Source organism: Arenibacter latericius DSM 15913, assembly GCF_000424985.1.
Taxonomy (GTDB): Bacteria; Bacteroidota; Bacteroidia; order Flavobacteriales; family Flavobacteriaceae; genus Arenibacter; species Arenibacter latericius.
On the sequence record NZ_AUKX01000013.1, the window covers coordinates 92817 to 108642 of the forward strand.

Genomic DNA, 15826 nt, shown 5'->3' on the forward strand with positions numbered 1-15826 from the left:
CTTACAGGACAATGGGTATGTGAGTTGTTTTAAATAGTAGTGAGACACGATAAGGCAAATAATTCGTTTCTGCATCTCGGGGATTGGATTTATTTACTTACATTTAATAAGGAGGAATAGGCTATGGTGAACATCTTTAAATAAAACGCTATTATTCTGACGATAGATAATCAGTCGTAGTAACCGTAGCAACTTTAAAAACCAAACAAATGAAAAAGAAATTCATCTTATTATTCCTTGCGGCCTTGTCATTGCAGGTAAGTATATCCCAAACTATTGATAGTGTAAAACTAGATGACTACTTCAATGCTTTAGAGGAAAACAATAAGTTTATGGGGAGCGTTTCCCTTAAGAAAGATGGGGAGATCATTTACACCAAACAAATTGGTTTTTCCGATATTGAAACAAAGAAAAAGCCAGATGATAATACAAAATATAGAATCGGGTCTATTTCAAAAACGTTTACGGCTGCCCTAGTATTTAGAGCAATTGAGGAAGGTAAGATAAAATTGGAGCAAACCATTGAGGGCTATTTTCCAACGGTAAAGAACAGTAATTTAATTACAATTGCTAATTTATTAAACCACAGAAGTGGAATTTATAACTTTACCAATGACGAAGCGTATTTGGAGTACAATACCGAACCTAAAAGTGAAGAGGAGATGCTGTCCATTATTTCAAAATATGACAGCGCTTTTGAGCCCAATTCTAAATCTGAGTACAGCAATTCTAATTATGTTCTTCTTTCCTTTATTCTTGAAAAACTTTATAAAAAGTCGTTCGCTGAGATTTTAAGTGAAAAGATTGTTGATCCAATTGGGTTGAAAAACACCTATTTCGGTGGTAAAATCGATATTGAAAAAAATGAAGCTAATTCGTATAAGGGAGACTGGGAGAAACAATCAGAAACGGACATGTCTATTCCTTTAGGAGCAGGAGGAATAGTATCTACTCCAACGGATATTTTACTTTTTGCAGAAGCACTTTTTAATTACAAAATTATTTCTGAGGAGAGTGTGACACAAATGCAAACACTTAAAGATAACTATGGGATGGGGCTATTTAAAATGCCGTTCTATGAAAAATATAGTTTTGGGCATACCGGGGGAATAGACGGGTTTAGTTCTATGTTTGGGTATTTTCCAGAAGAGAAAAGTGCTTTTGCTTTAACCTCCAATGGTTCTAATTTTAATAATAATGATATAGCTATAGCCTTATTAAGCGCTCTTTTTAATAGGGATTTTACCGTGCCATCCTTTGAAACATATGAAGTTAGCTCAGATGATTTAGAGATGTATCTAGGGGTATATTCTAGTCCTAGTTTTCCCTTAAAAATATCCATTACTAAATCGGGTGCTATTTTAATGGCACAAGCAACAGGTCAGCCTTCATTTAATTTAGATGCTACGGAAAAGGATAAGTTTAAATTTGATCAAGCAGGGATTGTTATGGAATTTGATCCTGCAAACAATCAAATGACCCTTAAACAAGGAGGAGGCGTTTTTGTACTTACCAAAGAATAGATTGTTGAGGTAACAAAATTCCATTTGATCAATCGGACGGAAAATTACTCTTCAACCAAAAAGGTTGTCTGCATATATTTTGATTTTTAATAAAAGACCTTCCTACTACAGCATCGAATAGGAAGGTCTTTCTTAAATTCATAAGCATTTGTCTAGATGCTAAGAGTTAATAAAGTATCGTTGTCACCTGTTGCCATTAAGAAACCCTATTAAGAATGATAACTATTTAGACTTTACCTCTTCATATGTAAGCTCTTCTGAATTAGATCTATTTTCATTTGTAGGTGAAACGGAACAGTTTCCCGTAGCACAGCAGCCAATGTTCAGTAGAGGCATCACAGTAAAGGCAACGCCTATGGCAATTAACATCCACATTCCTGTTCTTACTCCGTCAATTAAAAGGTAGAGGCCAATTGCCAATCTAATGAAGCGAAATAGGTTCCAATTATTACGAATATTGTTTATCATTTCTAGTTTTCCTTAAACCTGAATTTATTGGGCAACTTTGTTGCCTTTTTCTAACCATTCTTTCATTCCTCCCGAATAGTTTTTCACTTTATCAAAGCCATTTTTTCTCAATAACGAATAAGCAGTGGTAGCCCTATCCCCACTTTGGCAGTGAATAACCACTTGTTTGTCCTTACTTATTTTATCTAGGTTGTCTTGAAGTGTACCCACAAAAACATTATCTGCACCCTCTACGTGTGCCGTTTTATATTCACTTGCCCCGCGAACATCTACTATCTGTACGTTCTTATTTCCTAGGTAAGATTTAAAAGATTCAATATCGATTACATCTGCTGTTTGGAGTTCTAATCCTAAATTGTCTACTTCTGAAATATAACCGTAGATATTATCTAAACCAATACGCATTAGTTTTCTAGTAAGATCTTCCATTTGGTGGTCGTCTGCTACCAATACAAACTGTTCTTGGTAATTTAAGATCCACCCAGCCCAAGTAGCGAAGGAGTTGTTTCCTTGAATATTGATACTTCCTGGAATAAATCCTTTAGCGAATTCTGTTTTATCACGAGCATCTATAATTTTAAGTCCATTTTCATATGCCGTTAAGAACGCTTCTTTATCTAATTTGGGATGCTTTGGAACTTCTACCAATAAAGGACGATTCACTTTGTTCAGATGCTTCATCATCGCAAAATACTTTGGTGGCTCTGGTTGCCCTTCTAAAAGGTTATTGGTAAAACCCCTTTCATCACCTTCATATTGGAATGCCCAATTTCGAATCTTCTCGTATCCTACGGTAGAGCTTGGTACGGCTCCTAGAGCCTTTCCGCAAGCTGATCCGGCACCGTGACCAGGCCAAACCTGGATGTGAGCGGGGAGTTCTGCAAATCGCTGTATAGACTCAAACATTTGCTTAGCGCCCTTCTCTTGCGTACCCTTTAATCCGGCAGCTTTCTCCAACAAATCAGGTCTACCTACATCTCCTACAAAAACAAAGTCGCCCGTAAAAATCATCACAGGTTCATCTGTAGCTGGGTGGTCTGTCAGTAGAAAACTTATACTTTCTGGTGTGTGACCAGGAGTGTGCAATACCTCTAAACTTAGGTTGCCAACGGTAATTTTATCGCCATGTTTTAATCCTTCATGGGGGAACTGGTACTGCCAATCCTCACCACCTTCATCGGATAAGTATAGTGCGCCTCCGGTAACGGCTGCCAACTCCCTAGATCCAGAGAGGAAATCTGCATGAATATGGGTTTCAGCAATATGAGTAATTTTCATATTGTTCTGTTCAGCAATTTCTAGGTATACATCAATATCTCTTTGAGCATCTATAACAATGGCTTCATTTTTTGCTTGACATCCTATAAAGTAGCTCGCTTGCGCTAAACTTTTATCATATACGTGTTGAAAAAACATATCTTATTTCTTTTAATTATTTATTGTTTTTATAATCTAATTCCCTAACCTATTAGTTAATGATATTTTGTCTAGGGGGTATTTTTTAGATATTTAGTCATACAGTAAAAATACCAACTGTTTTTCACTTATAAAGTAACTTAGGTTACATAGAATATTTTATTTAGTTGGAAAAACCCTTTATTTAAAAGAACAATTCTTTGATGAGTACATAGATTCCCATAAGCAGTACAAACCAACCAAACCCTACTTTAAGTCGACTTCCTCCTACTTTTTTAGATAGAAAGATACCTATAAATATGCCCACTACAGATAGGCCAGTAAAAGTTGATAGCATTAGCCAGTCTATCACCTCATCTCCCTGTAGGTCTCCAATAAAACCTAAAAGTGACTTTGCTGCAATGATAAAGAGGGAGGTACCTACCGCTAATTTCATGGGCATCTTTGCTAATAGTACTAGTGCGGGAATGATTAAAAATCCACCGCCTGCACCAACCAATCCGGTAAGAATTCCAACTACCGTTCCTTCTAACAAGATCATTGGATAGTTATATATGATTTTTTCTGAATTGGTATCGTTACACTTGGGGCATGGGCGAATCATGGAGATAGAGGCTAATATCATTACAATGGCAAAAAGCACCATTAAAGCAATTGATTTGGTGAAATGGAATTCTCCAATAGAAAATAGTACATCCGGAATTATAGGTACTAAAAAAGCTCTAGTTATATATACGGAAATAATAGAAGGAATACCGAAAATAAGCACTGTTTTATAATCTACCTTTTTTTGAAATGCATTTTGTATGCCGCCAACAAGTGAGGTGGTGCCTACTACAAAAAGGGAGTACGCCGTTGCCAATACCGGTTCAACTGCCATGATATAAACTAAAATAGGGACTGTTAATATAGATCCTCCGCTTCCTATAAGACCTAAAGAGATTCCTACTAATACGGCAAGAGCATATCCTATAAGTTGTGAAATTTCCATGATAAAAAAGGTGTTATTTTATGAATGCGAAATTAGTACTCCTTTTCTCTATGCACAGTAACATTGGTTACAGAGGGATTTCACTAGTCTAATTAATATAAAGAAATATAATTGTTTAGATATCTAAGAAGCGTCTAATCGTCCACATGGCTGTTTTACATTATATTTGTATAGGTCTATTTCCATGACTTTTATTGAGAATGAGCGAAAGGCTAGTAATTAAATAAACAAAGTATTTCCACTATGGAGGATATGATTCTTTACAATAGGCTTCAATTTGCCTTTACAATTACCTTTCACTATTTGTTTCCACAGCTTACTATGGGGCTCTCCCTGATGATTGTTTATTTTAAATGGAAGTTTTTGCGGACTGAGAATGAGGACTACAATCACGCTTCTAAATTTTGGATGAAAATATTTGCACTCAATTTTGCTATGGGTGTTGTTACAGGGATTCCAATGGAATTTCAGTTTGGCACTAATTGGGCTAAATTTTCTGAACTTACTGGTAGTGTCATTGGACAAACTTTAGCTATGGAAGGAATGTTTTCCTTCTTTTTGGAATCTTCATTTCTAGGAATGTTCATTTTTGGAGAAAAACTCTTAGGGCACCGACTTCATTTTCTTACGGGGTTGTTAGTTTTTATTGGGTCCTGGGCTAGTGGTTTTTTAATCATTGCTACGCACTCTTGGATGCAGCATCCGGTAGGTTATGAAATCCTTGAAAATGGAAAATTTGTACTCAATAACTTTAGTGCTTTGTTTAGTAACCCTTGGTTATGGCCATCTTATTTACACAATCAGGCAGGTTCACTTATAACTAGTTCCTTCTTTGTAGCTGCTATAGGGGCTTTTTACCTTCTGAGCAATAAGCATAGTCGTTTCGGTAAATTATTCGTGAAAACTGGGGTGATTTTTGGATTGATTTCTTCGATTATAGTAGCGTTTCCTACAGGGGATTGGGCTGCTAAAAATGTAGTTAAATATCAGCCAGTAACCTTCGCAGCAATGGAAGGTATATTTGAGACAGAAAAAGGAGGAGCAGAAATAATATTGGTGGGGCAACCCGATATGATCAATAAAAAGATAGATAACAAAATAGCCGTTCCTAATATTTTAAGCTTTCTAACCTACCAACGATGGGATGCCGAAATTAAAGGGTTGAATGAGTTTGATGAGTCGCTTCACCCCACCAATGTTCCAGGTTTGTATTATGCGTATCATATTATGGTTGGGCTAGGAACAATCTTTATTGGTATTATGGTGCTGGCCACTTTTTTACTGTGGAAAAACAGATTGTATCAAACAAAGTGGCTACTCTGGGTGCTCATGTTTATGATTCCATTCCCATACATTGCTAATACAGCAGGGTGGTATACAGCAGAATTGGGAAGGCAACCGTGGTTGGTTTATAACTTAATGTTAATGAGAGATGGTATTTCCCCTACGGTATCGTCTGGGAATGCATTGTTTACCCTACTTGGGTTTGTAGGCTTATATCTGCTTCTTGGATTGTTATTTCTTTTGTTGGTAGCAAAAATTGTCAGAAAGGGACCTGAAGCTCCAATCGTTTTAAAACAATAAGCTATGGAAATATTTTGGTTTGTAGTGTTGATGTTCATGTTGGCCGTTTACGTAATTTTAGATGGTTATGACTTTGGTGCAGGCATCGTTCATTTGTTTTTCACTAAATCCGAGGAAGAGAAAAAGGCGGTAACCAATGCAATAGGTCCTTTTTGGGATGCTAATGAAGTATGGCTTATCGCAGTAGGGGGTGTGTTGTTTTTTGCCTTTCCTACCTTATATGCATCGGCGTTTAGTGGATTTTATTTACCACTGATAATGGTACTCTGGTTGCTTATCTTCCGAGCTATTGGGTTGGAATTAAGAGGCCAAATACATAATAGGTTATGGGAGAAATTATGGGATAAAGCTTTTGGCATAGCAAGCCTTTTATTAGCACTGTTTTTTGGTGTTGCTTTAGGAAATGTAGTTCGTGGTGTAAACCTGGGAATGGTAGAGAATGGTGTGTCTACCCAAGAGTCTCATTACTTCTTTCTAGCACTATGGAATCCCACCTTAGATCCGCTAGCAGAGCAGCAGGGGGTTATTGACTGGTTTACGGTTTTACTTGGTATAGTTGCGGTGGTAACTCTTACCATACACGGGGCTAATTGGGTAATTTTTAAAACATCAACACACTTAAATGCACGATTAAGAAATGTTATCTATAAACTTAATTTTGTTTTATTAGGTCTAGTACTTCTTTCTGCTAGTTTGTGGCATTTTGTAAAGCCATTTCCCTTAGTTAATTTAAGAACACATTATTGGTTATGGGTGTTTCCTATTATGGCGGCTATTGGCTTATTGGGACAGTTTTGGATAAAAAAGTTTAAAAAGGATCTGACAGGTTTTTTGTTTTCTGCCATGTTTATTTTTGGGAGCTTTGCAACAACAGTAGCCTCCATGTTCCCTAACTTATTACCCTCTACCAATGGGGTAAATCCTTCTTTAACCGTTCAGAACATGGCGGCCCCGGAGTATGGACTTTCTGTAGGGGTATACTGGTTTGTTATAGCAGCAATTCTTGTGATACTGTACACTGTAATCCAATTTAGGGTGTTTAAAGGAAAGATGGATGATGTTGGATATGGAGATCACTAAAATGTCTGGTATTGCTAAGGTTGATGTAATCTACCATTAGTGAAGTTTACCGTTTAAATATACAGATACCGTGTTGATGGTTTTCATTGTAAAATCACTTTAGTACAAATAAAAGCACCTTCCTTGGGGAGGGAAGGTGCTGAATTAGAAACTCAATATTAGCTTCTAAAACTAAATTCTGACTGTTATATTCCGTTTAAGATTATAGGGAGTTTAAACTAACTAATGCGGTAATTTATGTCTTAACATACCATAGATCCAGGTACCTAATACCGCTCCAAAAATTACGATCAAAATAGGGAAATAACCTGCACCTGTTAATACAAACATAGGTCCTGGACAAGCTCCTGCTAAAGCCCAGCCTAACCCGAACAGAATTCCTCCAATTAAATAACGGGAGATGCTTTTGTCCTTATCAGCAATTACAATAGGATTACCGTTGATATCTTTTATGTTATTTCTTTTTATAAACTGCACTATAATAATCCCTACTATAAGTGCAGATCCCATTAGGCCGTACATATGTATGGATTGAAAGTTGAACATTTCATAGATGCGGAACCAGGATGCTGCTTCCGATTTATACATCACTATTCCAAAGAATACTCCTATGATTGGGAAAACTATATTTCTCATTGTAGATATGCGTTAAAAATTAAATGGTGTTCTGTTTGTTATACTTACCCTTGAAATAGCACTATTTTAATGCTGTTTTCCATACTGGATAAGTTTTTAAAACGGGTTAATAATATCAACTAAAATATAAACGGGAAGATTAAATGAATCATAATCAATCCGCCTATAAAAAAGCCAATGGTAGCAATGAGCGAGGGCATTTGTAAGTTGCTTATACCTGAAATAGAGTGCCCAGAAGTACATCCACCCGCATAACGTGCTCCAAAGCCAACTAGTAATCCGCCAATCAACAATAAAATTATTGTTGTAGGAGAAGAAAATGCATCGTCTCCAAATAATTCGGTGGGTACATAGGTGGTTCCGGCACTCTCAAAACCTGAGGCTTTTAACTGCTCAATTGTTTTGGGATTGAGGTCGGGAACCTGATTTTCTGATAAATACTGTGATCCTACAAATCCGCCAATAATAGCTCCTATCATTACCAGTAAGTTCCATCTTTGGGTTTTCCAATCGAACTGAAAGAAATTACTAGTTTTACCAGCTCCACCCATGGCGCATAGGGTTCTTAAGTTAGAAGACATTCCAAAGTTTCTACCTACATAGAGAAGGGTAAACATGGTTATAGCTATCAAGGGGCCACTTACATACCAAGGCCAAGGTTCTAAAATCCATTCCATAATTAATTGTAATATTTAAAAGGACTGCAAATATCATTCTTTTTAAATAGATGATATGTTACTTTGGTTACAAAGACTTCATCATATTTTACAATTATCATTTCAGAGTAGTAGTAATAAATGTTAGTAAGGGTGATTTTTTCTAAATTAAACGAAGAGATATGCTGTAAGAATCATAAAATTATATTAAAAACACCTTGTTTTAACGTTAATTTGTTGGTTTTAATTTGATGGGAATTGTAAGGCCTTTAGCTTTGATTACTAGAAGATTGATGGAATTAACCTTAAAAAGGCTAATTAGGTGGGACATATGATCCCCAAAAAAGTCAATCTAATATAAACTTTAAAAATAATTTATGTTTAAATCAGTAAGAGTTAAAAGTGTGTTTTTATTTGTAGCGTTGTTGGGGACAATTGGACTGTCTGCCCAAGGAACTAGTGTTTCTGATGCGGAATTGACCAGGTTTGCAACTGCCTATCAAAAGTTACAGATACAACAACAAGTGACCCAGCAAACTATGATGAAAGCCATAGAGGAGGAGGGGATAGAAGTAAAGCGCTTTAGTGAAATTCAGCAAGCTTCCATGGATCCTAATAAGGAAGTAGAAGCTACCAAAGAGGAGATGGAACTGCATAAGAAAGCCCTTTCTAAAATAGAGAAAATGCAACCGGAATTAGAGAAGAAAATTAATGAGGAAATAACTTCTACTGGAATGACGATGGAGCAATTTGAAGCGCTGGCTAAGGAAATACAGCAAGACCGCTCTTTGCAAGAAAGATTACAGGCTATTATGGTGAAAAGTCAAGGTTAGTCTAAATGATAGACCAATAAAAAAGGAGAGGCAATTGTTAGCCTCTCCTTTTTTGTTGACCTTATTTAAAATACAGGTTGTGTAAGGTGATTATATGCTAAAAGGATAGCTGGTTTATTGAGTTTGACTTTCTTGGTCCACCTTTTTAATAAACTTTATTACCCCTCTAAAATAATTCTCAGCATCATCATGCATGGCAAAATGACTTCCATTTGGGCAATGAAGGTATTGTCCGTTTTGCACCTCTGTGGCCATCCATGCCATGTGTTTAGGGTCCATGGTATCGTATTCTCCTCCTATGGTGAGGGTGGGAACGGTAATTTTGGATAACTCGGAGGTAATGTCCCAGTCTTTTAATTTAGCATCGCCCACTACGCCAAATTCGCTAGGTCCCTGCATGGTAACATAAAGGTCCTCATTTATATTGGACATGGCTTTGTTAACATCATTTGGCCATTCGTCCAACGGCAACCGTAGCACATGTTTGGGGTAATAATGGGTGTGGATTAGTTCTGTATACCGGGGATTGGCATAATCTTCCTGTGCCTCCAAGGCTCTTATTTCGGCCAGAACCTCTGGATCTAGTTGAGGAGCAAGTACCTCATTGGCATAAGTGATATAATCTGGGATAGAGGCCATCATATTGGAAATAATCAATCCTTTTAGATTGTCCTGATACTTTAGAGCGTATTCCATAGACAATAGACCTCCCCAAGAACTGCCCAAGAGGTAGAAATTATCCTTGTTTAACCCTAGTGCTTTTCTTACCTGCTCTACTTCATCTACGTACCTTTCTACGCTCCATAACTCTTTATTGTTGGGCTGGTCTGAGTGGGCAGATTCCAATTGGTCATAATAATAGTATTCTATATTAGCTGCAGGAAAGTAATCGTCAAAAATTTTAAAATATTCATGAGTGGCACCAGGACCACCATGTAACAATAATACTTTCATGGTGGGATTATCGCCCATTTTCTTGGTCCACACCTTAAACTCTCCCACAGGAGTCTTAATGGGAATCATTTTTACCCCTTCATTATTGTTATTGGCAATTTCGAGGGATTTAGAATCCGAGTTGGTTGTTTTGGTTTCTTTGTTGTTTTTGCAGCTCGAGAGTCCTAAGAACAAGGAAAGAAGGAGGATTGCGTTTCTCATGGTATAGTGATTAATTGGTTTTTATATAAGAGCTAACCTAAATTCTACAAAAGCTTTAATTTAGAAATGGCTTCTAGTAAAGATAGTAAAAAAGATAAGTTGTTCTAAATCTGGGATTTAGTAGGCTTACTAAGAAGAGATTGATTAAAAAAGTAAAGGATTCAAAGAGAATGTAATAACCATTCTCTTTGAATCCTTGTTTACATAGCTTTCCTGCAATCCCTAAGGCAGCTTTGCTTTACCTTTTAAGCAGGGAGCTCGATATAGAAACTAAATACCTCTAGTTTTAGTGACCTGCTTCACAAGAGCATCCTGTTGTGGTTTCTCCATGCCAATCAAAAGCAGGCGCATAGTCGTTCATTTCCCAATAAAAAGGGCCTCTAGGCTTTTCTTCGTTTCCAATTTCGTTCATTGTTTCCGTATCGTATAATCTACCGTTAATCATGGTGTAGATTACAGAGTTGGAGTGTTCTATATCTTCAAGTGGATTTTTATCTAGCACGATTAAATCGGCTAACATTCCAGGTTGTAGCACACCTAAATAATCGTCCATTCCTAGGTAATGTGCTCCATTGATGGTGGCTGCTTTTAATGCCTCCATATTGGTCATGCCGCCTTGTGCTAGCATCCAAAGTTCCCAATGCGCACCAATACCTTGTATCTGTCCATGTGCACCCAAATTAACCTTAACGCCTGCATCGGATAATTTTTTCGCACTTTTTGAAACTAGGATATGACCGTTTTCATATTCTTTCATAGGCGCCATGGTACGATGTCTGGAACGAGAGTCTATAATACCCCTTGGAGTATATTTTAAAAGCTTTTCATCTTCCCATACATTGGTGGTCTGGTACCAGAAATATTCTCCATTTAATCCGCCGTAGTTAACAATAAGGGTAGGGGTATAGCCTGTTTCACTAGCGGCCCATAATTGAATAACGTCCTTGTGGATATCGGCCACGGGAATGTTATGCTCTATCCCTGTATGTCCGTCTAAAATCATAGACATATTGTGGAAGAAAGTAGATCCTCCTTCAGGTACTACAGCAATTCCCTTGTCATGGGCTGCTTTAATTATCTGCTGCCTTTGATTCCTTCTCGGCTGGTTATAGCTTTTAACTGAAAAAGCGCCAAATGCTTTTGTTCTATGAATGGCAGACCGTGCATCGTCTAAATTGTTTACGGTAGCTTTAAAATCTCCATCTGCTCCGTACAAAATGGCTCCAGTAGAAAAAATTCTGGGTCCAACCATGTTTCCGGCTTTTACCATCTCCGATTGTGAGAAAACCATCTCCGTATTAGCAGAAGGGTCATGTGTGGTAGTTACCCCATAAGCTAAATTGGTATAATATTGCCAGTGTTTTTGAGGACTAAGACCAAATCTAAAATGTCCAAGATGAGCGTGTACGTCTATTAATCCTGGCATAATTGTTTTTCCACTAACATCTATGATCTTAGCATTAGCAGGTATGTTTACAGAATTCTTCCCACCAATACTTAGAATTTTATTTTCGTCAATTAAGATGGTGCCATTTTCTATAACTTCATCATTATTCATAGTAATAATTCTGGCTCCTGTAAGAGCTATAAGCCCCTCGGGTTTATCGGTAGGTAGACTTAGGTTGATTTTAATTCCCACAGTATCCATTTTTGATGCGGTATCAGGAGCACCATCCAAAAAGGTGAATTTTTGATTTATAGGCGTACTGAAATATTCATCTCCTAAAGTCCAATTAAGCTGGTCGCTATTGGCAGACCAATGCAAATTAATTCCAGCATCACGAGCTACTTGAGCCACGGGAACATTGGTAGATTTTCCGTCCAATTCAATAGTGTTGCCAGTCACGGGTAGTGCGGCAATATACACTTTGTATAAGTTGGAGAAGGCTATCCAGTTATCGTCTGGACTTGGTATAATTCTCTGTGCATATTTAGATTTCACTAATTCTCTAGCATCTTTACCATCTAAATTCACAGATTTTAGAGTTTTGGTCAGAGATCCAAATAGATACCCTCCGGTTTGGTAGTAAATTCTACTTGCATCCTTGTTGAAGGTAGGATATTCTCCTTCTTTTGTTACCAGTTTTTTTGTGGAGTTATATCCAGATCTTCTATTGTGATTAACTTCTAGTAGATAAATCCCGGGTTCTTTGGTATTTACATAACCTTGGTTGCCATTTCCACTTTCTTCCCTATATACAATAAGGTTATTGTCTTTAGGAGAAAATGACGGCACCCTATAAATGGCTTTCTCGCTAGTTAGTTTTTGAGGTTTATTTCTGTTAGAAGTTAAATCTAATCTTTGAATGGCCCCCATATTTTCATCATTCCAAGTTACATAAACCAGGTGTTTACCATCCTTAGAAAATGAAGGCTCAAATTCTAAATCCGTTCCTGTGGTAAGTCGTTTTGCTGTGCCATTAGGAAGTGATTTTTTCCATAAATATCCAGCAGCATTAAAGATTAAGGTTTTCCCATCAGGGGAGGTTACCGCATTGCGAATGGCTTTTGGATTAAAGGTTTCTGGGGAAGGGTCATTTTTAAATCGTAAAGCATTTACCAGCTTGTGCTCTGCAGTTGCTGAAAAAGGAATGTCTTTAACTTCTAGGGAATTAACGTCTATTTTTTTGATTTTCCCCTGTGCCCAGATAACAATATGCTTATCATCTGGAGTAAAATTGAATCCGGTGTAAGGTCCAAATATTGCCCATGCTTCTTGATGGTCTTTACTAAGTTGGTCATATATAGGCCATTCTTTTCCGGTTGCAAGATCATGGAGGTAGAGCACGGTTTTTTCCCTTACTCTTTTTATAAAGGCTAATACCTTTCCATCATGAGAGGTAACGGGACGAATGGCACCACCAGGACCTCCAGTTACTCTTTCTATCTTCCCATTTTCTAAGTTGTATCTGCTAATAGCATAGATCTGACTGTTAGGGTCTTTATTGTATTGAAAAAAACCACCGGGATATACATCCTCACTGTAGTAAACATATTTACCATCTGGGGATGCCCATGGCTCACCAACATCTTGTTGGTCGTTTTTCTTTTTTGTAAGTTGAATTCCCTTTCCGCCAGATTTATGGTACATCCAAATTTCTCCGGCCCCTAAGGATCGGGAGGCAGTAAAATGTTTTCTGCAGAAAATGTAATTTCCGTCAGCAGACCATACGGGATTGTTTACCAATCTAAAATCTTCCTTGGTAATTTGCTTGGCTTCGGAACCATCGGTATTCATAATCCATATATTATCTCCGCCACCAGCATCACTAGTAAAGCTTATACTCTTTCCGTCGGGACTATATCTAGGTTGTACCTCAAAGGCATTTCCGCCTCTAATTAAGGTGGCATCACCACCCGTGATAGGCATGGTATAAATATCGCCCAGCATATCAAAAACAATCTGACTGCCATCTGGACTTACATCTAGGCTCATCCAAGACCCCTCATCTGAGGTAATAGTAACTGTTTTGTAGGGTAGTGCTGGTTCGGATACATCCCAGCTTTCTTTTTTTGCTTCTTCTTTCTCCTGAGAATAGGAGGTTAGTCCATTAAGAAGAAGTAAGGCTAATAGAAAATAATTTTTCATTGTATTCAATAGAAGTTTTAAATAGATTTTTCAAAAATACTTAATAGTATTGTGATTAGCCTGTTTTCATATTTGGATTTCCATAAAATGAGAAAACCAGCTATTTCTAGCTGGTTTTCGTCAATCCTTCAGGAGGCTTTTGATTTTTATCCAAAAAAGAGGTCGTCTAAAAACTATTTAGGCGACCTTTTATTTTTTGGTTTTTCTGATATTATTTTGATCTTGGTTTGTTAATTAGGTGATTAGTGGCTAGTTAAAATGAGTCAAAGCGATTCTTACATCGCTAAACTCACTTTTTTAAGGTTGTGCGCCATTGCAATTAGACCTATTTCTGTTTCTACTTTATCCAGACCTCTTAACATAAACCTTCTAAAGTTCATATTGTGTTTTATGTTGCCAAATACTGCCTCCACATCCCAACATCTTTGTTTTCTGTGAGCAATACCTTCTGGACTTAGTAACTTTTGTTTCGCCATTGCTTTAAGTCTGACCAGCTTGTGGTTTCTCTCAACGATCCGATTGCCTTGAGATTTATGGCACAGGCTTCTAAGCTGACAGCCTGTACAGTTTTTAGCCTGGTATCTGTTTATTTTTTGCTGGTATCCATTAGCAGTCTTTTTTACATAGCTTCCTATGTTTTCCATGGACTGTCCCATGGGGCAATAATAGGTGTCTGTTTCATTATTGTAAAAGAGCCTATTCGCTGCAAATGGTTTTTTGTGCTTACTACGTTTTTCATCCAACTGTTCCTTGTGGAAGTAATTGTATTTCACAAAGGCCTCAATGTTATTATCTTCGAGGTAGGTGTAGTTTTCATCGCTTCCATAGCCTGCATCGGCCGTTAGTGTCTCAGGTGGTTTTCCATAACCTGCTATAAAATCTTCGGTATGCCCGATAAGTGTGGTAGTATCTGTCGTGGTCCGTGCAAGGGTATAGTTTGCTATAAACTGATTATTGGTGGCTGCTTGTAGATTGTACCCAGGTTTGAGCTGACCATTTAGCATGTGGTCCTCTTTCATCCTCATAAAGGTCGCGTCGGGATCCGTCTTGCTCATGGAGTTGCGTCCGCCCATTTGTTGCTCGTAGGTATTGTACTTGGCAATATTCTTTGGCCAGTTCTTCTTGGCGTAATTGAGTTTTTGCCTTACTTTTTTATCAATATCCTTCCCTTGAAGTGCCTTGTTGATCTTATCGATCGTTTGTGATACTTCATTAGGGTCTATTGCTTTAAAGTTATCCGGCTGGTTAGGCATTTGTTCTTCCTCTGCATATACGGTCTCTACATATCTCCATAAACTCTTGAGTTGATTTTCAATACGCGTGCGTGAGGTCTTGATGCTCTTTCCCCACACAAAAGTATAACGATTGGCATTGGCCTCGATCTTGGTGCCATCGACAAAGATGTCTTTTAAACTCAAGTAGCCTTGTTCTGCCAGCAGAATGACAACTTGGTTAAAGATCTTTTTGAACTTTCCTTTGAGTTTTCCTGAACGAAAATTACTGATGGTATTATGGTCAGGCCGGATACAGCCACTGAGCCACATGAAATGAACATTCTCGCCCAATGCCTGTTCGATCTTACGGGATGAATACAAGTTGCGAAGGTAGGCGTAGACTAAGATTTTGAGCAAATCCCGAGGATGATAGCTTGAGGTGCCACCGCCTTTATAGGTTCTTTCTATGGAGGTAATATCTATCTGGTCCAAAATGTTGTTGACGATACGTACAGGATGGTGCTCTGGAACAAGATCATCATAACTGGGTGGAAGAAGACTCAATTGTGCCTGACTGTTGGTCTTCCATGCAACTTTTCTTTTCATACCTTAAGATACGAAAAACAGTACTTTTCTTAAAATATAAAGCACAAAAAAGAGGCTGCCTTTTTAGACAGCCTC

General features: G+C 37.7%; 12 protein-coding genes. 4 read left to right on the plus strand and 8 right to left on the minus strand.

What is annotated here, in order from left to right:
• Window positions 1–209: 209 nt before the first annotated feature.
• Window positions 210–1523, plus strand: a complete 1314-nt coding sequence (locus H344_RS0108220) for a serine hydrolase domain-containing protein (RefSeq protein WP_026809888.1) — start codon at window positions 210–212, stop codon at window positions 1521–1523.
• A gap of 222 nt (window positions 1524–1745) precedes the next feature.
• On the opposite strand, the gene H344_RS0108225 is transcribed toward H344_RS0108220, so the two are convergent.
• The 3 genes from H344_RS0108225 to H344_RS0108235 form a co-directional block, all read right to left on the minus strand.
• Window positions 1746–1991, minus strand: a complete 246-nt coding sequence (locus H344_RS0108225; RefSeq protein WP_026809889.1) for a hypothetical protein — start codon at window positions 1989–1991, stop codon at window positions 1746–1748.
• Between the two features lie 24 nt (window positions 1992–2015).
• A complete protein-coding gene (locus H344_RS0108230; protein WP_026809890.1) occupies window positions 2016–3407 on the minus strand; it encodes an MBL fold metallo-hydrolase in 1392 nt (463 codons plus the stop codon).
• Between the two features lie 184 nt (window positions 3408–3591).
• Window positions 3592–4398, minus strand: coding sequence for a sulfite exporter TauE/SafE family protein (locus H344_RS0108235; protein ID WP_026809891.1), 807 nt, complete (start codon window positions 4396–4398; stop codon window positions 3592–3594).
• Between the two features lie 243 nt (window positions 4399–4641).
• Here H344_RS0108235 and H344_RS0108240 point away from each other — a divergent pair, with 243 nt between their 5' ends.
• Together H344_RS0108240 and cydB are read left to right on the plus strand one after the other, a co-directional pair.
• Window positions 4642–5982 (plus strand): cytochrome ubiquinol oxidase subunit I, encoded by a 1341-nt coding sequence (locus tag H344_RS0108240; protein ID WP_026809892.1) that lies wholly within the window; start codon window positions 4642–4644, stop codon window positions 5980–5982.
• A 3-nt stretch (window positions 5983–5985) separates the two neighbouring features.
• On the plus strand, window positions 5986–7062 hold the full coding sequence (gene cydB, locus H344_RS0108245; protein ID WP_026809893.1) for a cytochrome d ubiquinol oxidase subunit II: 1077 nt from the start codon (window positions 5986–5988) through the stop codon (window positions 7060–7062).
• Window positions 7063–7284: 222 nt separating this feature from the next.
• Here the strand turns inward: cydB and H344_RS0108250 are convergent, their stop codons facing one another.
• Both H344_RS0108250 and H344_RS0108255 read right to left on the minus strand, forming a co-directional pair.
• Window positions 7285–7698 carry a YeeE/YedE family protein gene (locus H344_RS0108250; protein WP_026809894.1) on the minus strand — a complete coding sequence of 138 codons (414 nt, stop codon included), beginning with the start codon at window positions 7696–7698 and terminating at the stop codon, window positions 7285–7287.
• A gap of 119 nt (window positions 7699–7817) precedes the next feature.
• Window positions 7818–8375 (minus strand): YeeE/YedE family protein, encoded by a 558-nt coding sequence (locus H344_RS0108255; protein ID WP_026809895.1) that lies wholly within the window; start codon window positions 8373–8375, stop codon window positions 7818–7820.
• 356 nt (window positions 8376–8731) lie between these two features.
• On the opposite strand from H344_RS0108255, the gene H344_RS0108260 reads away from it, so the two are divergent.
• Entirely contained in the window at window positions 8732–9187 is a 456-nt protein-coding gene (locus tag H344_RS0108260) for a DUF4168 domain-containing protein (RefSeq protein WP_026809896.1), read from the plus strand.
• 114 nt (window positions 9188–9301) lie between these two features.
• Here H344_RS0108260 and H344_RS0108265 read toward each other — a convergent pair whose 3' ends face one another.
• The 3 genes from H344_RS0108265 to H344_RS0108280 form a co-directional block, all read right to left on the minus strand.
• Entirely contained in the window at window positions 9302–10342 is a 1041-nt protein-coding gene (locus H344_RS0108265) for a proline iminopeptidase-family hydrolase (protein ID WP_034256334.1), read from the minus strand.
• 286 nt (window positions 10343–10628) lie between these two features.
• The gene (locus tag H344_RS0108270) at window positions 10629–13931 is read right to left on the minus strand and encodes an amidohydrolase family protein (RefSeq protein ID WP_026809898.1); all 3303 of its coding nucleotides are present in this window, start codon (window positions 13929–13931) and stop codon (window positions 10629–10631) included.
• 275 nt (window positions 13932–14206) lie between these two features.
• The gene (locus tag H344_RS0108280) at window positions 14207–15751 is read right to left on the minus strand and encodes an IS1182 family transposase (RefSeq protein WP_026809899.1); all 1545 of its coding nucleotides are present in this window, start codon (window positions 15749–15751) and stop codon (window positions 14207–14209) included.
• Window positions 15752–15826: the final 75 nt, after the last annotated feature.